At 62.6% G+C, this 22,104-nt stretch carries 27 protein-coding genes; 13 read left to right on the forward strand and 14 right to left on the reverse strand.

Annotation, left to right across the window (positions count from 1 at the left end; genetic code table 11):
* The first annotated feature begins 15 nt into the window (after positions 1-15).
* From ASD44_RS04310 to dusA, 4 genes are all read left to right on the forward strand, one after another.
* Entirely contained in the window at positions 16-396 is a 381-nt protein-coding gene (locus tag ASD44_RS04310; RefSeq protein ID WP_056109233.1) for a response regulator, read from the forward strand.
* Entirely contained in the window at positions 393-665 is a 273-nt protein-coding gene (locus ASD44_RS04315) for a hypothetical protein (protein ID WP_056109235.1), read from the forward strand. The genes ASD44_RS04310 and ASD44_RS04315 overlap by 4 nt, the downstream gene beginning before the upstream one ends.
* Complete coding sequence (locus ASD44_RS04320; protein WP_056109238.1) at positions 665-3,349, forward strand: sensor histidine kinase; 2,685 nt, start codon at positions 665-667, stop codon at positions 3,347-3,349. Before ASD44_RS04315 ends, ASD44_RS04320 begins: the two co-directional genes overlap by 1 nt.
* Positions 3,350-3,563: 214 nt before the next feature.
* Positions 3,564-4,562, forward strand: coding sequence for a tRNA dihydrouridine(20/20a) synthase DusA (dusA, locus tag ASD44_RS04325; RefSeq protein WP_056109241.1), 999 nt, complete (start codon positions 3,564-3,566; stop codon positions 4,560-4,562).
* A gap of 13 nt (positions 4,563-4,575) precedes the next feature.
* On the opposite strand, the gene ASD44_RS04330 is transcribed toward dusA, so the two are convergent.
* Positions 4,576-5,280: a TIGR02281 family clan AA aspartic protease gene (locus ASD44_RS04330; RefSeq protein WP_056109244.1), complete on the reverse strand. Its 705-nt coding sequence runs from the start codon at positions 5,278-5,280 to the stop codon at positions 4,576-4,578.
* Between the two features lie 6 nt (positions 5,281-5,286).
* A complete protein-coding gene (locus tag ASD44_RS04335; RefSeq protein ID WP_056109246.1) occupies positions 5,287-5,520 on the reverse strand; it encodes a DUF1289 domain-containing protein in 234 nt (77 codons plus the stop codon).
* 157 nt (positions 5,521-5,677) lie between these two features.
* On the opposite strand from ASD44_RS04335, the gene ASD44_RS04340 reads away from it, so the two are divergent.
* Positions 5,678-6,685 carry a nicotinate-nucleotide--dimethylbenzimidazole phosphoribosyltransferase gene (locus tag ASD44_RS04340; RefSeq protein ID WP_056109248.1) on the forward strand — a complete coding sequence of 336 codons (1,008 nt, stop codon included), beginning with the start codon at positions 5,678-5,680 and terminating at the stop codon, positions 6,683-6,685.
* 8 nt (positions 6,686-6,693) lie between these two features.
* Here ASD44_RS04340 and ASD44_RS04345 read toward each other — a convergent pair whose 3' ends face one another.
* Positions 6,694-8,217 (reverse strand): HAMP domain-containing sensor histidine kinase, encoded by a 1,524-nt coding sequence (locus tag ASD44_RS04345; RefSeq protein ID WP_056109250.1) that lies wholly within the window; start codon positions 8,215-8,217, stop codon positions 6,694-6,696.
* Positions 8,218-8,304: 87 nt separating this feature from the next.
* On the opposite strand from ASD44_RS04345, the gene ASD44_RS04350 reads away from it, so the two are divergent.
* The 4 genes from ASD44_RS04350 (at position 8,305) to ASD44_RS04365 (ending at position 10,808) form a co-directional block, all read left to right on the forward strand.
* Positions 8,305-8,925 (forward strand): thermonuclease family protein, encoded by a 621-nt coding sequence (locus ASD44_RS04350; protein WP_056109252.1) that lies wholly within the window; start codon positions 8,305-8,307, stop codon positions 8,923-8,925.
* Positions 8,926-8,974: 49 nt separating this feature from the next.
* Positions 8,975-9,586, forward strand: a complete 612-nt coding sequence (locus ASD44_RS04355; protein WP_056109254.1) for a glutathione S-transferase — start codon at positions 8,975-8,977, stop codon at positions 9,584-9,586.
* Between the two features lie 2 nt (positions 9,587-9,588).
* The gene (locus ASD44_RS04360) at positions 9,589-10,206 is read left to right on the forward strand and encodes a uracil-DNA glycosylase family protein (protein ID WP_082542380.1); all 618 of its coding nucleotides are present in this window, start codon (positions 9,589-9,591) and stop codon (positions 10,204-10,206) included.
* A 110-nt stretch (positions 10,207-10,316) separates the two neighbouring features.
* The gene (locus ASD44_RS04365; protein ID WP_056109255.1) at positions 10,317-10,808 is read left to right on the forward strand and encodes an Lrp/AsnC family transcriptional regulator; all 492 of its coding nucleotides are present in this window, start codon (positions 10,317-10,319) and stop codon (positions 10,806-10,808) included.
* A 39-nt stretch (positions 10,809-10,847) separates the two neighbouring features.
* On the opposite strand, the gene ASD44_RS04370 is transcribed toward ASD44_RS04365, so the two are convergent.
* The 9 genes from ASD44_RS04370 to moaA all read right to left on the reverse strand — a co-directional run bounded on the left by ASD44_RS04370 (position 10,848) and on the right by moaA (position 18,158).
* A complete protein-coding gene (locus ASD44_RS04370; RefSeq protein ID WP_274533090.1) occupies positions 10,848-11,723 on the reverse strand; it encodes an NAD(P)-dependent oxidoreductase in 876 nt (291 codons plus the stop codon).
* 90 nt (positions 11,724-11,813) lie between these two features.
* On the reverse strand, positions 11,814-12,632 hold the full coding sequence (locus tag ASD44_RS04375; RefSeq protein WP_056109257.1) for an ABC transporter permease: 819 nt from the start codon (positions 12,630-12,632) through the stop codon (positions 11,814-11,816).
* On the reverse strand, positions 12,629-13,342 hold the full coding sequence (locus ASD44_RS04380; RefSeq protein WP_056109259.1) for an ABC transporter permease: 714 nt from the start codon (positions 13,340-13,342) through the stop codon (positions 12,629-12,631). Before ASD44_RS04380 ends, ASD44_RS04375 begins: the two co-directional genes overlap by 4 nt.
* A 107-nt stretch (positions 13,343-13,449) precedes the next feature.
* Positions 13,450-14,238 (reverse strand): ABC transporter substrate-binding protein, encoded by a 789-nt coding sequence (locus ASD44_RS04385; protein WP_056109260.1) that lies wholly within the window; start codon positions 14,236-14,238, stop codon positions 13,450-13,452.
* A gap of 191 nt (positions 14,239-14,429) precedes the next feature.
* Complete coding sequence (gene mobB, locus ASD44_RS04390) at positions 14,430-14,951, reverse strand: molybdopterin-guanine dinucleotide biosynthesis protein B (RefSeq protein ID WP_056109263.1); 522 nt, start codon at positions 14,949-14,951, stop codon at positions 14,430-14,432.
* The gene (gene mobA / locus ASD44_RS04395; protein WP_056109265.1) at positions 14,948-15,580 is read right to left on the reverse strand and encodes a molybdenum cofactor guanylyltransferase MobA; all 633 of its coding nucleotides are present in this window, start codon (positions 15,578-15,580) and stop codon (positions 14,948-14,950) included. The genes mobB and mobA overlap by 4 nt, the downstream gene beginning before the upstream one ends.
* A 23-nt stretch (positions 15,581-15,603) precedes the next feature.
* Positions 15,604-16,524 carry a DMT family transporter gene (locus tag ASD44_RS04400; protein ID WP_056109266.1) on the reverse strand — a complete coding sequence of 307 codons (921 nt, stop codon included), beginning with the start codon at positions 16,522-16,524 and terminating at the stop codon, positions 15,604-15,606.
* 114 nt (positions 16,525-16,638) lie between these two features.
* Positions 16,639-17,109 carry a hypothetical protein gene (locus ASD44_RS04405; RefSeq protein ID WP_056109268.1) on the reverse strand — a complete coding sequence of 157 codons (471 nt, stop codon included), beginning with the start codon at positions 17,107-17,109 and terminating at the stop codon, positions 16,639-16,641.
* A 53-nt stretch (positions 17,110-17,162) separates the two neighbouring features.
* Positions 17,163-18,158 carry a GTP 3',8-cyclase MoaA gene (moaA, locus tag ASD44_RS04410; protein ID WP_056109270.1) on the reverse strand — a complete coding sequence of 332 codons (996 nt, stop codon included), beginning with the start codon at positions 18,156-18,158 and terminating at the stop codon, positions 17,163-17,165.
* Between the two features lie 164 nt (positions 18,159-18,322).
* Between moaA and ASD44_RS04415 the strand changes: the two genes are divergently transcribed.
* Positions 18,323-19,051, forward strand: a complete 729-nt coding sequence (locus ASD44_RS04415; protein ID WP_056115428.1) for a class I SAM-dependent methyltransferase — start codon at positions 18,323-18,325, stop codon at positions 19,049-19,051.
* A gap of 17 nt (positions 19,052-19,068) precedes the next feature.
* Here ASD44_RS04415 and ASD44_RS04420 read toward each other — a convergent pair whose 3' ends face one another.
* Entirely contained in the window at positions 19,069-19,482 is a 414-nt protein-coding gene (locus ASD44_RS04420; protein WP_056109272.1) for a lysozyme inhibitor LprI family protein, read from the reverse strand.
* Between the two features lie 129 nt (positions 19,483-19,611).
* On the opposite strand from ASD44_RS04420, the gene ASD44_RS04425 reads away from it, so the two are divergent.
* Together ASD44_RS04425 and ASD44_RS04430 are read left to right on the forward strand one after the other, a co-directional pair.
* Positions 19,612-19,965: a DUF971 domain-containing protein gene (locus ASD44_RS04425; protein WP_056109274.1), complete on the forward strand. Its 354-nt coding sequence runs from the start codon at positions 19,612-19,614 to the stop codon at positions 19,963-19,965.
* A gap of 43 nt (positions 19,966-20,008) precedes the next feature.
* Positions 20,009-20,620 carry a pyridoxamine 5'-phosphate oxidase family protein gene (locus tag ASD44_RS04430; protein WP_056109275.1) on the forward strand — a complete coding sequence of 204 codons (612 nt, stop codon included), beginning with the start codon at positions 20,009-20,011 and terminating at the stop codon, positions 20,618-20,620.
* A gap of 12 nt (positions 20,621-20,632) precedes the next feature.
* On the opposite strand, the gene ASD44_RS04435 is transcribed toward ASD44_RS04430, so the two are convergent.
* Positions 20,633-21,085, reverse strand: coding sequence for a MarR family transcriptional regulator (locus tag ASD44_RS04435; RefSeq protein WP_056109277.1), 453 nt, complete (start codon positions 21,083-21,085; stop codon positions 20,633-20,635).
* Positions 21,086-21,135: 50 nt separating this feature from the next.
* Between ASD44_RS04435 and ASD44_RS04440 the strand changes: the two genes are divergently transcribed.
* Complete coding sequence (locus tag ASD44_RS04440; protein WP_056109279.1) at positions 21,136-22,038, forward strand: alpha/beta hydrolase; 903 nt, start codon at positions 21,136-21,138, stop codon at positions 22,036-22,038.
* Positions 22,039-22,104 lie beyond the last annotated feature (66 nt).

The raw sequence follows: 22,104 nt of genomic DNA on the forward strand, positions 1-22,104 counted from the left end.
GGGAGGTAGCCGGACTTGTCAAAAACCCGCGTTCTCATCGTCGAAGATGAGCCGCATATCGTCGAATCCCTGAGTTTTATCCTGCAGCGCGCCGATTTCGAAGTCGATACCGCGCTGGACGGGACCGAAGCTCTGCGGCGTCTGAGCAGGCATATCTATTCGGTTCTCATTCTCGACATCATGCTGCCGGGGATCAGCGGCCTCGACGTTTTGCGCGCAGTGCGCTCCGACCGGGCGCTGGACCGTCTGCCGGTTATCGTCCTCACCGCCAAAGGGCAGGCGGCTGATCGCAGTGCAGCGGAGGCGTTCGGCGCGACGGCCTTCATCACCAAACCGTTTTCCAACACCGAGATCGTCGAACGGGTCTGCCAACTGGCTGCAGGTGTGTCGAAATGAGGCGCTGGGAGGCGGACGCGCAAGGCACGCGCGATGCCGCGACGCTTCTGCCCGTCGCCGCCGCGTTCCTGTTTCTGCCGCCATTCCTCTTCGTGTTCATAGCACCCGCTCGCGTCGCCGGTATCCCGCTCGTCCTGATTTATGTCTTCGGCGTATGGGCTGCGATCGTGTTCAGCGCCTGGTTGCTGGCGCGCCGCCATGCGCGGATGGCGGAAGGCGCCAGCGACGCGGCAGACGCTGCAGGGCAGCGGCTACCCGGTCAGCACTGATGCATCAGGCCAATTTCGTCGTCTTCGTCTGCATAACCTATGTCGCCATCCTGTTCGCCGTCGCTTTCGCCGGCGATCGCAGGGCGCGCAAGAACCCGGCAGGGTTGCTCTCCTCGCCGCTCGTCTACACACTGTCGATCTCCATCTATTGCAGCTCGTGGACCTTTTTCGGCTCCGTCGGCTCGGCGGCGAAGAACGGGCTCGAATTCCTCACCATCTATCTTGGCCCGACAATCGTGTTCGCCGGTTGGTGGCTGTTTCTGCGGAAGCTCGTCACCGTCGGGCGGGTCCATCACACGACCTCGATCGCCGATTTCATCTCAGCGCGATTTGGCAAAAGTCCGGTGCTCGGCGCGCTCATCACTATCCTGGCCCTGGTTGCCATCACCCCCTATATCGCGTTGCAGCTTAAGGCGCTGACCGCCAGCTTCCAGGTCATCACTTATCCGGCGGGAGCGGTGGTGGCCGCTTCCCGTCCGCTAGAGCCGGACTTCGCCGTCGCCTTCTGGCTGGCTGCGGGCCTGTGTCTGTTCTCGATCGTCTTCGGCGTTCGCAACATCGACGTGAACGAGCGCCATCACGGCGTGATCGCGGCGATCGCGGTCGAGGCGCTGGTGAAGCTCGTCGCCTTCATGGCCGTCGGCCTATGGGTTTTTTTCGTCCTTTCGCGGACGCCGGATTTGATGTTCCGCAACGCGCCGGCAAGCCTGATGAGCCCGGAAGAAGGTTTTGCGGCGCGCTGGGTCGCGCTCTGCTTCCTGTCCGGTGCGGCCGTCATCTGCCTGCCGCGCCAGTTTCAGGTGACGGTCGTCGAGAATTCCAGCGAGGAACAGATCCGCACGGCTTCCTGGATGTTTCCGCTTTATCTCTTGCTCATCAATCTGTTCGTCATCCCGATTGCTATGGCCGGGCTCAACAACCTGCCGCCGGGTTCCGACCCCGATCTCTTCGTATTGACGCTGCCGATGACGAATGGCGGCGAGACGGTCGGCCTGCTTGCGTTTCTCGGCGGATTTTCATCGGCGACTTCGATGGTGATCGTATCTTCGATCGCGCTGTCGACGATGATCTCCAACCATATCGTCATGCCCCTGGCCCTGCGCTTCTCCCTGGTTCCGACCGGCGGGGGACAGAGCGCGCGTAATTTCATCCTCGTCGCCCGGCGCATGAGCATCGTCTTCACCATCTTCCTCGGCTTCACCTATTTCTGGATAAGCCGGACCTCCGGTGCGCTGGCTTCGATCGGGTTGATCTCGTTCTGCGGCCTGATCCAGCCTCTGCCGAGCCTGATCGCGGGGCTGTACTGGCACCGGGCCACACACCGCGGCGCCATTGCCGGCCTCGCCGCCGGCTTCCTGATCTGGGCCTACACGCTTTTCCTGCCGAGCTTCAAAGGCGCGTTTCTGATGTCGGCCGACGTCATCGCCAACGGACCCTTCGGGCTGAACTGGCTGAACCCGCACGCGCTGTTCGGTCTGGATGCGTTCGACCCGCTGGTGCACGCGCTGTTCTGGAGCATGACCGTCAATACGGCGCTGCTGGTAATTGTCTCGTTGCTGCGCGAACCGACGCCGTTGACCCGCTTTCAAGCGACGCTGTTCATCGATATTTTCCGCCGGCAGACGGAAAGCGAACTCGGCGTCATCCGCCGCACGGCGAGGGTCTCGGAATTGCGCCAGATCGCCGACCGCATCCTCGGGCCGGTCGAATCGGTCAGCCTGTTCGACAAGGGCGACGTGGAACCCGCCGTCATCGCCAGCGACGAGCTCATAACCCTGGTCGAAACCCGCCTTGCGGCGAATGTCGGCGCGGCGTCCGCCCGCTCGCTGGTGTCGCGCGTCGTCACTAGCGAAACGATCAGCGTCGACGAACTGAAGCGCCTCGCCGGCGAGGCGGAACAGATTCGCGCCTATTCAGCCGAACTGGAAAGCAAGTCCCGGCAGATCGAGGCGACGGCGGCGGAACTGGCGGAGGCGAACGACAGGCTGCGTGAGATCGACGTGCAGAAGGACGAGTTCCTCAGCCAGGTCAGCCACGAGGTCCGGACCCCGATGACGTCGATCCGCTCGTTCAGCGAGATACTGCTCAAGAACCGCGACCTCGACGAATCGCGCAAGCTCCATTTCCTCGGCATCATCCAGTCGGAAAGTTTCCGCCTGACACGGTTGCTCGACGGAATTCTCGATCTGAATTTCCTGGAGCCGGGGACACAGACCTGGGAGGTGACGGTGTTCGATCCGGAGACCGCCATCGATCAGGCCATCGAGACCTGCGAGCCGCTTGCCCGCGCTGCCGGCGTCAGGATCAAGCGCGGCCGCCGGTCGCGCAATGCCCGCGTGCTTGGAAGCAGGGATCGTCTGACGCAGGTCTTCATCAACCTCGTCTCGAATGCCATCAAGCACAATACGAGCGCCAATCCTGAGGTCGTCGTAACCGGGGCCGCCGGAAGGAAAGGCTTCTACGAGGCGCGAGTGACCGACAACGGTCCGGGCATTCCGCTGAAGGATCGCGAACTCATCTTCACCAAGTTCTTCCGCGGCCAGAAGGCGCGGCAGGGAGGCGTCGGGCTCGGACTGCCGATCAGCCGGCAGATCGTCGAACGGTTCGGCGGCGACCTTAGCTGCACAAGCGCCAAGACAAAGGGCGCCGAGTTCGTCGTCCGACTGCCGCTGCGTTTCGATTAAGGCGCGTCGGCTTCGCAGGCGCACGCTGGCAACCTGAAGCCATTTTTTTCCTGGCCCAGCATCGTCGCGGGCAAATTGCTCAACAGAAGTCTGGAGGCATTCCACGGCATTGAAGCGGAGAGGGGGCTTGCCCACATTGCTCCTGTCGGTGATATGAGGTCGGTCAGGACATGTATTCGGATGTCCACTCCGACGATCGAGATCGCTCAGGAAGATGACGCAGTACCAAGCACATAGACTGGCCATTGCGCCGATGATGGACTGGACGGACCGGCACTGCCGGTTCTTTCACCGTCAGCTGACGCGCCGTGCCCTACTCTACACCGAGATGGTGGTTGCCGATGCCGTCATCCACGGCGCGCGCGAGCGGTTGCTGGGCTTTGATGCACAGGAGCATCCCGCAGCGCTCCAGCTTGGCGGTTCGGACCCCGAAAAACTCGCCGAAGCGGCGCGTATTGGCGAGGCCTTCGGCTATGACGAGATCAACCTCAATGTCGGCTGCCCGTCCGATCGCGTTCAATCCGGTACATTCGGCGCCTGCCTGATGAAGACGCCGTCGTTGGTGGCGGATTGCGTCGCCGCCATGAAGACGAGCGTGTCCATCCCCGTTACCGTCAAATGCCGGCTCGGCGTTGACGACCAGGATCCGGAAGCTGCGCTCGACGCGGTTTGCGATGGCGTGTTCGCCGCCGGCGCGGATGCTGTTTGGGTCCATGCCCGCAAGGCATGGCTGGAAGGCCTGTCGCCGAAGGAGAACCGCGACATTCCGCCCCTGGATTACAATCGCGTCTACCGGCTCAAGGCGAAGAACGCCGACCGCTTCATCGGCATCAATGGCGGCGTTCCCGATCTGCGGGAAGCGGGGACGCATCTTGCCCATGTCGATGGCGTCATGCTCGGGCGCGCAGCCTACCATACGCCGGGAATACTGGCCGATGCCGACGCTGCCTTCTACGGCGCGGAGAAAAACGCCTTCGATTTCGCAGCCCTGATCGACGTCATGGCAGGTTACGCCGCCCGGCATGTCGAGCAAGGAGGCCGCCTCGGTCACGTCACGCGACACATGGTCGGGCTGTTCCATGGGCAGCCGGGCGCCCGACGCTGGCGGCAGATCCTGTCGATGGATGCGGCAAAGCCCGGAGCGGGACCAGAAGTGCTCTACGCTGCCTTTGCCGCTATCGGTGCCGCAGCCAGCGAAGATCGGGCGGCTTGAACGGGCTCGTCGCTCAGCCGCGTAGGATCATGCGGTCGCCGCGCACATCGAAGCCCGACAGCGAACCGATGAAATTCATGCCGAGCAGGCTTTGACCCAGCGAGCCGGGCGCTGCGATCAGGACCGTGATGTCCTTGCGCACGATATCGCCCAGCTTCAATTGATCGGCACGCACCGCCGCTGCATTGGTCATGCCGTTGGCGGTGGAAACAGGCACTGTATAGCTGAGCGTTGCCGGGTTGAAGCCTGCGGCCATGGCGTCTTGCGACGTCAACACAGTGCTTGTAGCCCCCGTATCGACGACCGCGCGGATGGTTGCGCCATTGACCATGATGCGCGCCTCGAAATGGCCGTTGTCGCCTTTGTCCAGCGTCACCGTCGGCCGTCCATCCGCGACGCCGAGCGTCAGCGGGCTCCCGGGTATCAGGCCGGCGCTGACCCGGCTGGCGAAATCCTGCAGTTCATAGCGGTATTGATAGCCGGCGATCAGCCCAAGAATAATGACCGCCCATGTGCCGAGGCTGCGAGCCATGTCACCGACCGGCCGCCCGGAGCGGAACAATCCTGCGCCGACCACGGCGACCAGAACGCCGAGCCAGACCAGCCGGCTGAAATCGTAATTCTCGATGCCCATGGTGCTGCCGGCGCCATCGTTCAGCACCAGCAGCCCGATGGCCGCGGCGATGACGATCAGAATGATCCACAGGCTTCGGCTCATGCTGGTTCAGACCGCCTCACCGCGCTCGCGCGCCATGCGGGCGCGGCGGGTTTCCCGGCGCGGACGGCGCTCTACGGTTGCCAGACGGGCGGGCAGTGCGGCCATGACATGCTGCCGCGCCTCCGGTGTCATCTCGATCCACGCGGCGATTTCATCGCGCGTGCGCCCGCAACCGAAGCAGAAGCCGGTCTTGAGGTCTATCGAGCAGACCAGAATGCAGGGCGATTCGATGGCCGTCATGGGTGTCTCTGCGCGTGCATCTTCCACATGGTGCAATGGAAAAGGCAATGCAAGTCCGGCAATTTGGCGTGAACCCGGTTTCTCAATCGTTTGGAAACGGTGGGCGGTTGTGCATATCGGGCAGGAAAGCTATGCCGCGCTGTAAAAGGACCAGAAGATGACCGTCAGCGCGCTGCCTTTCGACGATTTTCGCAAATTGATCTCAGGGCTGCCGGAGGCCGACCGCTTCGCCGAAGCCCAGACGCGGTCTTTTCTTGCCGGCAAACCGGGCCAGAACGGGCCGCAACTCGGCCGCGTTGTCGAAATGGCCGAATGGCTGTCAGCCTGGACGGGCAGGGCGCCGCCTTCTGTCAACAAGGCGCAGGTAGCGCTGTTTGCAGGCAACCATGGCGTCGCGCGCCACGGCATCTCCCCGCGACCGGTTTCGGCAACGGCCGATGCGGTCGAGTTCTGCGCGGCGGGCGGCGCTGCGGTCAACCAGGTTTGCGTGGCGCATGATCTTGGCCTGCGGGTGTTCGACCTGGCGCTTAATATTCCCACTGGCGACATTACCCAGGAAGCCGCCCTCGACGAACGCGGTTGCGCCGCGACCATGGCGTTCGGCATGGAAGCGGTCGCCGGCGGCATTGACCTGCTCTGCCTCGGCGATCTCGGCGTCGGCAATTCGACCGTCGCCGCCGCATTGCTGGCGGCGATGCTCGGCGGAACGGGGGCGGATTGGGTCGGTCCCGGCTCCGGCGCGGATGCAGCCATGATGGCGCGCAAGGCCGAGGCGGTCGATGCTGCGCTGGCTTTCCATGGCGGCAACCTGAAGGATCCGTTCGAGGCGTTGCGCCGGGTCGGCGGCCGTGAATTCGCGGCCATCGCAGGCGCAATCCTGGCAGCGCGCGTGCAGAAAGTTCCGGTGCTCCTCGATGGGTTCGCTGCGCTCGCGGTGGCGGCTGCGCTGAGGGCCGCCGAACCAACGGCTATCGATCACTGCCGGCTTGCCGGCTTGTCGCCCGAACCCGGTCACGCCAAGGCCGCCGGTATGCTGGGACTGAAGCCTCTGCTCGATTTCACAATTGGCACAGGCGGCGAGGGCGTCGCCGCAGCGCTGGCGGCCGGAGTGGTCAAGGCGGCGGCGCTGGTGGCGTCAGGTGCCGCTGCAGCGGCGAAAAACTGAGACGGCTTCTATCGCCGGCGGCCGACCGCGACAGCCTGGGTCGGCAATGCCGGCAGTTCCTCCATCACGCGCGTCGGCGGGAAGACGGCAAGCGCCTCGGTGCCTTCGCGCAGCTTGGAGTTGAGCTGGAATTCGCCGCCATGCATGGCGATCAGCCCCTGCACGATCGGCAGCCCAAGACCGGTTCCCTGTTCGGCGCTCTTGATGGCGATGGAACCCTGACCGAAGGCGGAAAGCACCACCGGAATCTCGTCTTCGGGAATGCCGGGTCCATTGTCCCGGATGGAAATGTATTGTCCGCCACCGGCCGTCCAGCCGACACGGACCAGCACTTCGCCGCCGGTCGGGGTGAACTTGATGGCGTTCGACAAAAGGTTGAGCGCGATCTGCCGCACCGCCCGTTCATCCGCGAAAAGGCGCGGCAGCACGCTCTCGAAATCCTGGACGATACGGATATCCTTGTTGCGCGCCCGCAGTTCCATCATGTGGCAGCAATCCTCCACGATGTTCAGCAGCATCACCGGCTCTTCGTTGAGCTGGTAGCGCCCGGCCTCGATGCGCGAAAGGTCGAGGATCTCGTTGATGAGGTCGAGCAGGTGCTGCCCGGATTCATGCACGTCGCTGGCGTAAGCGCGATAGGTCGGATTGCCCATCGGCCCGAGCACCTCGTCGGCCATCACCTCGGAAAAGCCGAGAATGGCGTTGAGCGGCGTGCGCAGCTCATGGCTCATCGAAGCCAGGAAGCGGGATTTTGCCAGGTTCGCTTCCTCGGCGCGCCGTCGCGCCTCATCCGACATGGATTTGGCCGTTTCGAGCTCGGCGATCAGCGCGTCCTTTTCCGTTCGGAAAGACAAGAGCATCAGCGACGACCGGTAGAGGTTTTGCGCGACATAGGCGAAGAAGGGCAGCGCCGCCACCAGCAGCGCCACCATGATCGCCTCGACCGGCTCCCAGGGCTGCGACGTGGTATAGATATAGGCCGCGACAGGCAGGGCGAATGTCGCCAGCAGCGCTCCGCTCAGTGAAGAGGCCATGATCGCCGTCGCGGCCATGGCCAACAGCAAAATGACTGCCTTGATGACCTGGAACTGGTCGATGGCGCATGGATTGCAGCCCAGCGCGGCGAAATACACCCAGCCGAGGCCGCTGATGCCATGCGCGATCAGGAAATTCCGCGTCGTCTGCCCCGGCTTGATATCGGCGGCCGCCATGCGGTCGATACGCAGCGCCAGAAGCGCCAGCGCCGCGTAGCATCCGACAGTAATGAGCGCCCAGATGAGGATTTCGCTGCTCATGCTGGCGAACAGGCCGGCGGCCGAAACCGTCAGCACCAGCAAGGGCAGGGCGATGGCGCTTCCGACCATGGCGCGGGCGTGCAGCTTCAGCAGTTCGCGGTCGAAATCGGGATTGCCGCCCTGCTGGGAAAGGCGGTCACGGGTCTTCTTCACCGCGCGCGCGACATCGGTGTTGCGATGGCGCTTCCTGCGGTCCACAATGTTCTTGTCCGCTGTGTTCGAGCGTTGCAGAGACATCAAACTTCAATTCACGCGTGCAGCGGTGTTCGGGCTGTAATCCTCGGCCCCAAACTACGTTCGAATGATTAAGAGACTGTTTGCCATATGAGCCGTTCCTGGTCGCGAAGGCCGCAAAGGCGATATGCGGCAGCACGGCCGCGCGGCCTTGTCCGCCGGCTTTTCGACTACGCTTTGACCTTTGTCCTGCTTGGTTTGCTGATCCTTCTGGCCGCGCGGCTCGATCGCGTGGAAACGAGGAAGGTCCAGGGCGCTACGGCCATCATCAATGACGGAGATTCCCTGACGCTTGGAGCCGAGCGCATCCGACTGCGCGGCATCGACGCACCTGAATACAACCAGACATGTCAACGGAACGGGGCGGATTATCCTTGCGGCCGTCAGGCCAGGCAGGCGCTGGCAAGGCTCGTCGCCGGCAAGGCTGTGTCATGCAGTGGATGGCAGCGCGACCGCTATGGCCGCACGCTTGGCGACTGCACCGCCGGCGGCGTTGATCTGAACCGTGCGCAGGTGGAGGCCGGCTGGGCCGTGGCCTACGGTGATTTCGAGGGGTTGGAAGGGACGGCGCGTGCTGCGAAGCTGGGTATCTGGGCCGGCGATTTCGTCAGCCCGCAGGAATGGCGTGCAACGCACAGCGAGTTCGTCGAACGCAAGCATGACACGCTGGGAAGTCTGGGCGACGGCTTGCGGGAAATGTTTCGCTTCTGATTGGTTGTGCCTATATTATGAAACAAAATCATAGGCCTCGGAGGAAATTATGAAGCTGTTCGACGGTGGTCGCGCACCCAACCCGCGCCGGGTTCGCGTGTTTTTGGCAGAGAAAGGCATCGAGGTGCCGCTTGTCCCCGTCGATATGGGCGCCATGGAGCACAAGAAGGAGGCGGTTGCGACACGCAACCCGTTGCAGCGCCTGCCGGTGCTGGAACTGGATGACGGCACGATCCTTACGGAGTCGGTCGCGATCTGCCGTTACTTTGAAGAACTGCATCCCGAACCGGCGCTTTTCGGTACCGGAGCGCTCGGCAAGGCCGTCGTGGAGATGTGGCAGCGACGTATAGAGTTCAATCTGTTCGGCGCGGTGGCGTATGCTTTTCGCCATATCCATCCTGCCATGAAGGAATGGGAGGTGCCGCAGGTTCCCGAATGGGGCGAGGCCAACAAGCCGAAGGCGCTCGAATTCCTGCGCATTCTCGACACCGAGCTGGCCGGTCGCGAATTTGCCGCCGGCGACGCTTATTCCATAGCCGACATCACCGGCATGATTGCGATCGATTTCATGAAACCAGCGCGCATCGCCTTGCCGGAAGACTGCGCCAACGTCCAGCGCTGGTACAAATCCTTATCCAGCCGGCCGAGCGCCACTGCCTGAGAATGAGCGAACAACTCGAACGGCTGACGGCAAAGGTTCGCGCTTGCCGCATATGCGTGGAGGAGCCCCTGGGACGTCCGCTGCCGCACGCGCCGCGCCCGGTGCTCCTGCCGTCGTCCACGGCCCGCATCCTGCTGGCAAGCCAGGCGCCGGGAACCAAGGTACACCAGACCGGCATGCCGTTCACCGATGCATCGGGAGACAGGCTGCGCAGTTGGCTTGGCGTGACCAGCGAAGAATTCTACGACACGGACAAGTTCGCCATCGTCCCGATGGGGTTTTGCTTTCCCGGCCAGGACGCCAAGGGTGGCGACCTGCCGCCGCGGGCCGAATGCGCGCCGACCTGGCGCGAACCGTTGATGGCGCTGATGCCGCAGATCGACCTGGTTCTGACCATAGGCATCTATGCGCAGCGTTGGCACATGGGATCGGCGCGGTTGCCGTCGCTCACCGAGACGGTCGCGAGCTGGCGCGACATCTGGGCCAGCCCCGAGGTGCCGAAGGTTCTGCCGCTGCCGCATCCTTCATGGCGCAATACCGGATGGCTGAAGCGGAATCGCTGGTTTGAAATGGATTTGCTGCCCTTTCTGAAAGAGGAAATCCGTAGTCGGATCGGCTAGGGTGCAGAGAAAAACCAACTCGATTCATCCGATATGATCGGAATTTCTTTCTTGTTGATCCCGCTCATAAAGCCGAAGATGGTAGAATAGGTTTCTCTAGGAGTCGCTTTATGGACCGTCTCGATAGAAAAATCCTCCGCTTGTTGCAGGAGGATGCGACGCTCGCTGTCGCCGATGTGGCCAAGAAAGTCGGCCTTTCCACGACGCCGTGCTGGCGGCGTATCCAGAAGCTCGAGGAGGAAGGCGTCATCAAGCGGCGCGTCGCGCTTCTCAACCCGGAGAAGATCAATGTCCGGGTCAACGTCTTCGTGTCGATCCGCACCAACTCGCACAGCCATGAATGGCTGCGGCGGTTTTCCGAGGTCATCCAGGAATTTCCCGAAGTGGTCGAGTTCTACCGCATGAGCGGCGATGTCGATTACCTGCTACGTGTCGTCGTTCCGGATATCGCCGCCTACGATGCCTTCTACAAACGCCTCATCGCCAAGATCGAGATCCGCGAGGTCTCGTCGTCCTTCGCGATGGAGCAGATCAAGTACACCACGGAAATGCCGCTGGATTACATGGTGCTCGACCGGGAGTCCGGATCGAATGCCGCCTGATCGGAACCCTCCCGGATTTTCTGACATGCTGGAAACGCTCTATCTTTCCAGCCGCGCCAGCAGTGAGGACGTATCCCAGCGCTGGCCGCCCATCTGCTGCACATCCTTGTAGAACTGGTCGACCAGAGCCGTCAGCGGCAGAGCCGCGCCATTGCGGTCGGCCTCGGCGAGGCAGATGCCGAGGTCCTTGCGCATCCAGTCGACGGCGAAACCGAAATCGTACTTGCCGGCATTCATCGTCTTGTGGCGGTTCTCCATCTGCCAGGAGCCGGCGGCGCCCTTGGAAATGACCTCCACTACCTTCCCGATGTCGAGCCCAGCCTTCTTGCCAAAATGGATGCCTTCCGCCAGGCCCTGGACGATGCCGGCAATGGCGATCTGGTTGATCATCTTGGTCAGCTGGCCGGCGCCGGTCGGACCCATCAGGCCGACCATCTTGGCATAGGCGTCGATCACCGGTTGGGCACGGTCGAATGCCGCCTGTTCGCCGCCCACCATGACGGTCAAAGCCGCATTTTCGGCGCCGGCCTGTCCGCCGGAGACAGGGGCGTCGAGGAAAGAAAACCCGCGCGAAGTCGCGGCTTCGGCAAGCTCGCGCGCGACCTCCGCGGAGGCCGTGGTGTTGTCGATGAAGACGGCGCCGGCCTGTATGGACTGGAATGCGCCGCCGTCGCCGACCGTCACCTGCCGCAGATCGTCGTCATTGCCGACGCAGGAGAACACGAATTCCTTGCCAGCCGCCGCCTCGGCAGGCGTCCTGGCAAAGGCGCCGCCATGCTCGGCGGCCCATTTTTCCGCCTTTGCGGTGGTGCGGTTGTAGACGGTTACGTCGTGGCCGCCCTTGTGCTTGAGATGAGCTGCCATCGGATAACCCATCACGCCCAAGCCGAGAAACGCCACATTTGCCATCTTCAATCCTTTCAGCACGTTGCAGCGGCATGCTTACGCAATCAATCGCATCGAGGCAACGCGAAGCGACCGTCTTTGATGATGCCAGGATTGGTTTTAGCGCTTGAGATGTATGGTGATGCGCCGCTCGATCCATTCGATGCCGTGGCGCAAGACCTCCACGATCACCAGGTAGATGATCGCCGCCCACAGATAGGTCTGAAAATCGAAGGTGCGTGCATAGGCGAGGCGGGTCACGCCCATAAGGTCATAGACCGTGATGATGGCGACGATGGCCGAGCCCTTGATCATCAGGATGATCTCGTTGCCGTAGGGACGCAGCGCGACGATCAACGCCTGCGGCAGGATGATCTTGCGCAGCGTCACCCACCTCGGAAGCCCGAGCGCCGCCGCGCCCTCCCACTGGCCTCGGGAAACGCTGTCGATCGCACCGCGCAGGATCTCGGCCTGATAGGCGGCGGTGTTCAGCGAAAAGGCGAAGATGGCGCAATACCAGGCTTCGCGAAAGAAGACCCAGAGCCCGACTGATTCCAGCGCCGGCCGGAAGGAGCCGAGGCCGTAATAGATGAGGAATGTCTGGGCCAGAAGCGGCGTGCCGCGGAAGAAATAGACATAGGCGTAGGAAATGGCCGCCAGCACCTTGTTGTTCGACATGCGCGCATAGGCGATCGGCACCGACAGCACCGCGCCGATCGCGACCGAGATGGCCACGAGCAGCAGGGTGACTTTCACGCCATCGACATAAGACGGGGCATACCGCTCGAAAATCTCTGGTTTCCATGCTGTGACCAGGAACCACACCAGCGCCAGCGCCAGCAGCGCCCACAGCGCCAGCAGCGCATATCCGAGCACGCGCCGCCTAGGCCAGCCGCGCGGCGGCGGCGGTGGACGATCGACGATGTCGACCGCGCTCATCGGCGCACCGCCTGTTTGCTGACCGCGCGCTCTATGGCGTTGATGCCGACGGACGAGATGATGGCCAGCGCAAGGTAGATCAGGCCCGCCAGGCCGAAGAACAGGAACGCATGCTTTGTAACACGCGCGGCGACGCCGACCTGCCGCAGGATGTCGCTCAGCCCGATTGCCGAAACGAGCGCGGTATCCTTGAGCAGGATCAGCCAGAGATTGGCCAGGCCGGGCAGGGCGATGCGGATCAGTTGCGGCAGGATGACGAACCGCATGGTCTGCACGTTCGACAGGCCGATCGAGTACCCGCCTTCATATTGTCCGCGCGGTATGGCGCGGAATGCCGAAAGAAACACTTCGCTGGAGTAGGAGGAGAAGACGACGCCGAGTGCGATCATGCCGGACACGAAGGCGTTGACCTCGACCGTTGCGCCGGGACTGACAAACTGCAGCAGTTTCTGGATGCCGATCTGCGCGCCGTAAAAGACGAGGAACAGCGTCAGCAGTTCAGGCAGGCCCCGGAAGATGGTGGTATAGACATTGCCGGCGAGCCTCAGCGAAGCCTCTTCGGACTGTTTGGCCAGGGCGACCAGAAAACCGATGGCGAGCCCTACGGGGAGCGTGGCAAGGGCCAGCGATACGGTGATGAACACACCATAGGCGATGTCATCCAGCCAGCCTTCAGGTCCCCAGCTCAGCAGCGTCCATGCGCTTTGCATCCGCCCGCCTGTTTCCCTTCCGTTCAAAAGGTCGAGCCGTGCATCCCCTCACGCACGACCTGTTCATGGACGGCGCGGGTTCGCGCCGTCCATGAACATGGAATCGATCAGGACTCGCTGCCGTAAACGTCGAACTTGAAGTACTTGTCGTTGATTTCCTTGTACTTTCCGTTGGCGCGAATGGCGTCGATGGCTGCGTTCAGCTTATTCGCCAGATCGGTCTCGCCCTTGCGGATGGCGACGCCGGCGCCCGGACCAAAGATTTCCACCGGCTGCGGCGAAGGCTGGCCGAGGATCTTGCAGCAGGCGCCGTCCGGCGAGTCCAGCCATTGGGTGAGCACCACAATATCGTCTTCCACGGCGTCGAGGCGGCCGTTGGCGATATCGAGCTGGTATTCCTGGGCGGTCGGATAAGGCTTGACCGTCGCATCCGGATAATTCTTCGACGCGAAATTGAAGTGGGTTGTGGAGCCCTGCACGCCGATGGTCTTGCCGGCCAGGTCTTCCTTGGCGACGCCCTTGATGGCGCTGTCCTTCGGCACTGCGATGGCGGAAGGCGTATTGTAGTATTTATGGCTGAAATCGACCTGCTCCAGGCGTTCCGGCGTGATCGACATCGACGCGACGATGGCGTCGAACTTGCCGGCCTTCAGCGCCGGGATCATGCCGTCCCAATCCTGGGTGATGAACTCGCACTTCACCTTCATCTCGTCGCAGAGCGCCTGCGCGATGTCGATGTCGAAGCCTTCGAGCTTTCCGTCGGCGGTCAGATTGTTGAAGGGCGGATAAGCGCCTTCGGAGCCGATTTTCAGAACTTTTTCCTGTGCCTGGGCGGCGCCCAGCATCAGCATGGCGGTCGAAGCCGCCGCCAGCGCAACTCGCAGTGAAAGACGCATGAGGTCCTCTCTTTATGATCTAGCCGTGGTTCGACGCGGCTTTCCAGGTGCGTTCCCATGCACCCACTGACCAGATACTCCCACTCTTTTCGCGCAAAAAGCAACTGCAAAACCGCGGGTCAGGCAGCCATTCGACGCGGGACATTCGTTTAGCTCGATCGCCGAAAACGTCATCTTTCCTTGACGTTACGTCACTTTGTCGATTTTGGACGCAGCCCGATGGTCGCTTCGACGAAATCGCTGATTGCTCCGATGTCGTCGAGGTCGAACACCGGCAGGTTCGAGCCTTCAACGGCGTGATCTGCGGCAATGGCGATGATGCCGGGGTCACTGTCGGAAAGCGGGGCGCGGTCGCGGGCGTCGAGGCGTCTTACTTCGATCTTGCGGTGTGATTCCCGCTTGTAGCCTTCGACGATAACGAGATCGGCAGGGGCCAGCCGCGCCAGCACCGTTTCGAGCGCCGGTTCCTGCTCGCCGCGCAATTCATGCATCAGAGCCCAGCGGCGGTCGGAGACGATGGCCACTTCCGTGGCACCGGCCTTGCGGTGCCGGAACGAATCCGTGCCGTCCTTGTCGATGTCGAAATCATGATGGGCATGCTTGACGGTCGACACGCGCCAGCCGCGCCGGACCATCTCGGCGACGAGCCTTTCCGTCAGCGTCGTCTTGCCGGAATTCTTCCACCCTGTGATGCCGAGGACGTGGCTCTTCATGGGTCCATGCTTGATGCGATGCGCCGCGCTTCCGCAAGCTCGGCCGGCGTGTTGATGTTGAAGAACGGATCTACCTGTATTCCGCTCATGTTGGCGATCGGGAATTCGACGTCCATGTTCGGGTACCGGTTGATGAACGCCGTAACCCGCCGTTCTTCGTCGTCCGTGATGGCGTGCCGAAGCGCATGACGCAGGCCGACCGGCCAGAGAGCCGAGGTCGGGTGGGGCCGCCCGGCCGACGATGCGACCGCTATGGCGTCCTCAGATGCATCGGACAGTGAGGCTGCGAGCCTTGCGACGAAATCCGTGGGCAGGAACGGCGTGTCGCCTGCAATGGTCGCCACCTGATTGAAGCCGAGGCCGGCGGCCCACTCCATGGCGGCCAGGATGCCGGCCAGCGGACCGGGGAAATCGGCAAGGCCGTCGGCGACGGTCGTGAGGCCGAGTTGTGCAAAGCGGGCAACATCGCCATTGGCGTTCAGCGCCAGGGCCTCCACCTGCGGCGCCATGCGCCGGGCAACATGGTGCAGGACCGTCTGGTCGCCGATCATCAACAGGCCCTTGTCGCCGCCACCCATGCGCTGCGACAGCCCTCCCGCCAGAATGGTGCCGGCAATCCCAATCGTCATCGTTCTCCGCCCGAATGCCCGACCTATATGCCGTCGGGTTCCATGGCCGGTCCAGTGCTTTCCGCTGCGGGGCGGCGAGGGCCGACCACTCGTTCCCTGTAGAGGGTGTAAAGCCCGGACATCACGATCACCAGCGCCCCGACGATCATGGCCAAGTCCGGAACGTCGCCGAAGATGACGAGACCGAGCATGATGGACGACAGAAGCGACGTGTAACGGAACGGCGCTATGAAGGAGATTTCACCCATGCGCATGGCCGTGATGATGGCCTGGTAGCCGATCAGCAGCAGAACGGAAGCGAGGGCCAGAAGCCCGAACGACTGGCCCGACATCGGCGTCCAGCCCCCGAAGGGCTGCAGGAGAAGCCCGCCCGTCAGCATGATCACCAGCGTCGTCATGGTCGACACGAGAAGCGTGGGGACGTGCTGCGGTATGCGTTTGGTGGCAAGATCCCGCACCGCGCAGAAGAAAACACTGGCCAGCGCCAGGAGCGAATAGAGGCTGAAACCCTCGAAGCCCGGCCGCACGATGACCAGCACGCCGGCAAAGCCGGCCGCGATTGCCAGCCAGCGTCGCCACCCGACGCCCTCGCCGAAAACCAGCGCCGCACCCATCGTCACCGCCAGCGGCAGCGCCTGCAGGACAGCGGATACATTAGCGATGGGAAGGTGGGCCAGCGCCGCCAGGAAGGTGACAGTGGCGAAAACCTCCGCCGCGACCCGCAAGCCGACCATTGGCTGAAGCGCCAGCCGCAGATCGGCAAGCGCACCGCGCCGCCAGGCCAGCAACCCGACGAACACGCAGGCGAAAAGGCCGCGCACAAGCATGATCTGCGCCGGGTTCATCTCTTCCGACACGAATTTCGTAATGGCGTCGTTGACCGTGAAGCCGGCCATGGCCACGGTCATATACACGGCGCCTTGCAGATTGGGGGACAGAGACACGGACAGGTCCCATTCGATCAGACTATGAGTTCACGACCTAGCATCCGCTGACGAACCAGCAACGCCAAAGCGATAGGCCAAGGACACCGGGCGCGTCATCATCGGTTCAATAGTTCAGGGTCCGTGCAGGCTGCCGGCGATGCGTCCGACCAACGGATCGTACTTTGCCTTGAGCGACGCGGGATACTCGATGACGATGCCGTGCACGATGTCGGTCGGGCCGAACACGTAGCGTTCGTAGAAGACCTCGTCGCCGTCGGTGCCTGAAAGCACCACCCAGTTTTTTCCCGTTCGGGAATACGTCGCCGGCCGGTCCTTTTCAGCCTTCGCAGCGGCTTCCCGGGTCTTCGGCGTTTCGTCGAGGACGTTATAGGAGCCGAAGATGGCAAGGCTGGCGCCGTCGTCGGAGAGCCAGCGCAATCCGTCGCCGTTCTCCGGCGGCGCCTGTTCCTGACTGAATATATCGGACGGGAAGGTTGCTGAGGTGCCGAAGCGGTCGTTCTCGTAGGTGAATGGCGCCGCCAAGGCGATCGATGCAACCAGCGTGAAGCCAAAAAGGGCCGAAATTACCGCGAAGCGCTCCATGAAACCTCCAGGACATCTGCCTGGAAACATCTTGCATCATTCCGCTTCAAAAATCAGCCGCCGGTAACACTCATATGGCGTGAAACGGCGGGACGGCTGGTGCGGCGGTCGATGATGAAGTCATGGCCTTTCGGCTTGCGGCCGATCGCTTCGTCGATGGCGGCGGAAAGCAGCTCGTTGCCTTCCGAGGCCCGCAGCGGCTTGCGCAGATCGGCGGCGTCTTCCTGTCCGAGACACATATAGAGCGTGCCGGTGCAGGTCAGCCGCACCCTGTTGCAGCTTTCGCAGAAATTATGCGTCATCGGCGTGATGAAACCGAGCCTGCCGCCGGTTTCGGCAACCTCGACATAGCGCGCCGGGCCGCCGGTCTTGAACGGGATGTCGGCCAGCGTGAATTGCTGCGCAAGCTGGGCGCGCAACAGCGAAAGCGGCAGGTACTGGTCGGTGCGGTCGGCGTCGATCTCGCCCATCGGCATCGTCTCGATCACCGTCATGTCCATGCCGCGGCCATGGGCCCAGCGCAGCATGTGCGGGATTTCAATGTCGTTGAAATCCTTCAGCGCCACGGCGTTGATCTTCACCTTGATGCCCGCCGCCTGTGCCGCGTCGATACCGGCCAGAACCTTGTCGATGTGGCCCCAGCGGGTGATCTGATGGAACTTGTCGGCATCCAGCGTGTCGAGCGACACGTTGATGCGCTTGATGCCGCAATCGGCCAGCTCCGCTGCGAAGCGCGAAAGCTGCGAGCCGTTGGTGGTGAGCGTCAGTTCTTCCAGCGCACCGCTGGCGAGATGGCGCGAAAGCTCGCGCACCAGATGCATGATGTTCTTGCGCACCAGCGGCTCGCCGCCGGTGAGGCGCAATCTCCTGACGCCTTTCTCGATGAAGACGGTGCAGAGCCGGTCGAGCTCTTCCAGCGACAGGAGGTCTTTCTTGGGCAGGAACGTCATGTTCTCCGCCATGCAGTAGGTGCAACGGAAGTCGCAGCGGTCGGTGACCGACACCCGCAGGTAGTTGATGGTACGACCGAATGGGTCGATCATGTCCATGCGTTTCCGTTCCCTTGGCCAGCGCGCTGCCCGCGCCGTTATATACCGCTATGTGATACGATCGGGCGCAAGGTTCAAGATAGGATGTCTCGGACTTTGGTTATATCGCGTCTGCGACGCGACGCGTCCTGCCACGGCAGCGCCCGATATTGATGAAACAGGCCATGACACAGAACATCTATGACGATCCTCGTTTCTTCAAAGGTTATAGCGGCCTGCCGCGCTCGGTCCACGGACTGGCGGGCGCACCGGAATGGCCGTCGCTGCGGGCGTTGCTGCCGCCATTGAGCGGCGCATCGGTCATCGATCTCGGCTGCGGCTTCGGCTGGTTCTGCCGCTGGGCGCGCGAGCAGGGGGCCTTCGATGTCCTGGGGCTCGACGTCTCGCGTAACATGCTGGAGCGGGCGCGGAATGAAACGCAGGACCCAAATATCCGCTACGAAATCGCCGATCTCGAACAGTTGATGCTGCCGGCTGCGTCGTTCGATCTTGTCTACAGCTCGCTCGCCTTCCACTACATCGTCGATCTGGACACCATGCTCAACACCGTACATCGCGCGCTGAAGCCGGGCGGCAGGCTGGTGTTTTCAGCCGAGCATCCGTTGCTGACCGCGCCCTCGCGCCCCGGCTGGACGGTCGATGGCGATGGTCGCAAGGTCTGGCCCGTCGACGATTATCTGGTCGAAGGCCCGCGCACGACCGACTGGCTGGCGTCGGGCGTGGTCAAGCAGCATCGCACCATCGCGACCTATTTCAGGCTTCTCCGTGAGGCTGGCTTCACGCCGGCCCACATCGAGGAATGGGGGCCGACAGACAGCCAGATCGCCGCGGACCCCGCATTGGCTGAGGAACGCCAGCGGCCAACCTTCATGCTGTTTTCCGCGTTCCGGTGACCGCGGAAGCGAAACGCCTAGTTCGCCGCCGGCACCGGACAGCTCATGTCGCCTTCCTCGCAATCGAGGTAGCCCCGGAACGTATCGATGCGGCCCTGCGTGATGCCGTCGAGGCACATCGATACGGTTGCCGGATAGGCGCTTCCCTCAGCCACGCCGGAACTCGAGAAGTCGCATTCGGCGTCGCGGAACCCGATCCACGCCTTTTGCGCCGTGACGAGCAGCTTGCGCGTATCCGCATCGTCCTTGAGCCGGCCTTCGATCTGTTTGTAGAGCTTGTTCAGTTCGGCGTCCGATGCCTGATAGGCCTTGTCGGCGCATTCGTTCGCCGACATCTGGTCCGGCGCCTCCGTGCAGTCCTCAGCCCGGGCTGCTGTCGAGGAGAGGGCCATGAGAGCCAGGGCGGGCAAAGCGAAAAGCAGTGTGCGCATCGTATCTTCCTCACAGGGCATGAATCGGAGCCTGAGCCCACAATGACCAGCTTGCGCAGTCGATGCAATTGTTTGCGGCTTTAACTCGGAGCAAATCCGGCGTAACCGGAAGCGGAGGGAGAGACGTGCATGACTGCGCCCACCGAATTGAGGGTCTCGAAGGACCGCAGACTGCTGACCGTGAGCTTCCCCGGCCATCAGCCGTTCCAGTTGCCGGCGGAACTGCTGCGCGTGCTTTCGCCGTCCGCCGAAGTGCAGGGACATTCGCCGGAGCAGCGGGTAACGGTGCCGGGCAAGCGCGAGGTTGCTATTTTCAAGATCGAGCCGGTCGGGAATTATGCCGTGCGCATAACCTTCGACGACATGCACGACACCGGTATTTTCACCTGGGACTATCTCCACACGCTCGGTCACGAGCATGTAACCCGGTGGAACGACTATCTTGCCGAGCTTGAAGCAAAAGGCTTGAGCCGCGATCGCTAGAACAACGCGCGACGCTTTTCCGGAGTGCCCAATGTCCAGGCCAATGTCCAGGATAGAATCCATCGAGCAGCTCGAAACCCTTTATGGTGTGCCCGGTCAAACGTCGCTGGTGAAGGAACTGGACCACGTCATTCCTGAATATGCCGCCCTCATCGAGGCGTCGCCCTTCGTCGCATTGGCGACGAGCGGACCGGAGGGACTGGATTGCTCGCCGCGTGGCGATCTTGCCGGCTTCATCCGCATTCATGACGAGAAGACGCTGATGATGCCCGATCGCCGCGGCAACAACCGCGCCGACTCGTTGCGCAACATCATCCGCGATCCGCGTGTTGCCCTGCTGTTCCTCGTGCCGGGCTCCGGCACCACGCTGCGGGTCAACGGAAACGCGCACATCACCGCGGACCCGGACCTGTGTTCCTCTTTCACCGTCGAAGGAAAAGCGGCGCGGTCTGTCACAATCGTCAAGATCGAGTCGGTCTATTTCCAATGCGCCCGCGCCATTCATCGCTCGGATTTGTGGAACCCCGAAAAGCACGTCGATCCGAAATCGCTGCCGACGCCCGGCCAGATACTGGAAGTCGCCAGCCGCAAGGCGATCGACGGCGATGCCTACGACATTGAATGGCCGGAGCGTGCCCGAAAATCGATGTGGTGAGCGCCCGGACTGTCAGGCGCTATCGAGCGCCTCGGTGATCTTGCGCATTTGTTCGCCGATCAGGTCGCATTGTTCCAGCGTCGATTGACCCATGGCGGTCTCGATCAGCGCCGTATGCACTTTCAGCGCCTCCATCAGAAGGGTTATTCCAGCCTCGGTCAGTTCCAGGCGCAGGATGCGTTTGTCCTTGCCGTCGCTTTCGCGGCGAAGCAGGCCGCGCTTTTCAAGCTGCGGCAGAAGCATGGTGATGTTGGATCGTCCGACCAGCAGCTTGCGCGCAAGGTCGTGCTGCGACATGCCGGGGTGGCGGTAAAGGTTCATCAGCACGTCGAGTTGTGCCGGTTTCAGGTCCAGCGGCGCCAGCTTGGCCGTCAGCGTCCGTTCCAGGACATGGCAGGCGCGGGCGACCGCAACCCAGTTGCGGAAGCGCGGATTGTCCCAGGGCAGGTCTTGTTTATTGTTCATGGTTGAACTAACATGTTCATGGTTGAACGATCGGCTTTTGGATTCGGAATATGGCACCATTTGGTTTGAAGGTCATCCGCGGTGCGTTCGGCTTCGGCGAGCGTGTCGCTCCCGCACTCACGGGCAGGGCCGCCTTCGAGCTTTTCTGCCGCACGCCAAGCCCGAAGAAGATGACCGAGGGCGAGCGCCGTGCTGTGACGCGGGCGTCGTCATTCATGAGCGAGGCGCGCCACCATCAGCTGAAAACCAGAAGCGGCTGCATCGTCGCGCATGAGTTCCGTCCGCAGGGCGGGGCGGCCGCGGGCACTGTCCTCGTCATGCATGGTTGGCGGTCGCGCACCGAATATATGCGCAGCCTGATCGAAGGCTACCGCAACGCCGGTTACAAGGTCGTATCGCTGGATCTGCCCGGCCATGGCCAATCGCCGGGACGCCGGCTCAACCTCGTCAGCGCGGTGGAGGCGGCGGCGCAGGTGGGCCAATGGTTCGGTCCTTTCGCGGCCGTCGTCGGCCACTCCTTTGGCGGTGCCGTGGCCGCAAATGCCGCTGCGGGATCGGTCCCGGGAATTCCGCCGCTTGCCACCGAATGCCTTGTGTTGGTCGCCGCGCCCAGCTCGATGCCGGCGGTGTTCGCCGACTTCAGCCGGATGCTCAATGTCGGGCCCCGGTCTCAGAAGGCCATGGCGGGCAGGGTGAAACGCATTTCCGGCCGCCCGCTCGACGAATTTATGGGTGAAAGGCAGCTGGCCGAAACTCCGGTGCCAACGCTGGTTGTCCACGCTCCTGACGACAAGGAAGTGCCGGCCTGGCACGCGCAGCGCTATGCCGATGCCGGTCTCCATGTCCGGCTTCACTGGGCCGACGGTCTCGGCCACCGCCGGATCCTGGCCGACCGCGCCGTCGTCACGCGCGCCGTCGATTTCGTCCGCGAAGGTCATCTGGTCGTTCACTGAGGCCGAGGGCCTTCTTCGACAAAATATCTTCCGAACGGGCTTCTCTGTCGGGCCGGGGTCATGGTG

The organism is Mesorhizobium sp. Root554, assembly GCF_001427025.1.
Classification (GTDB): Bacteria; Pseudomonadota; Alphaproteobacteria; order Rhizobiales; family Rhizobiaceae; genus Mesorhizobium.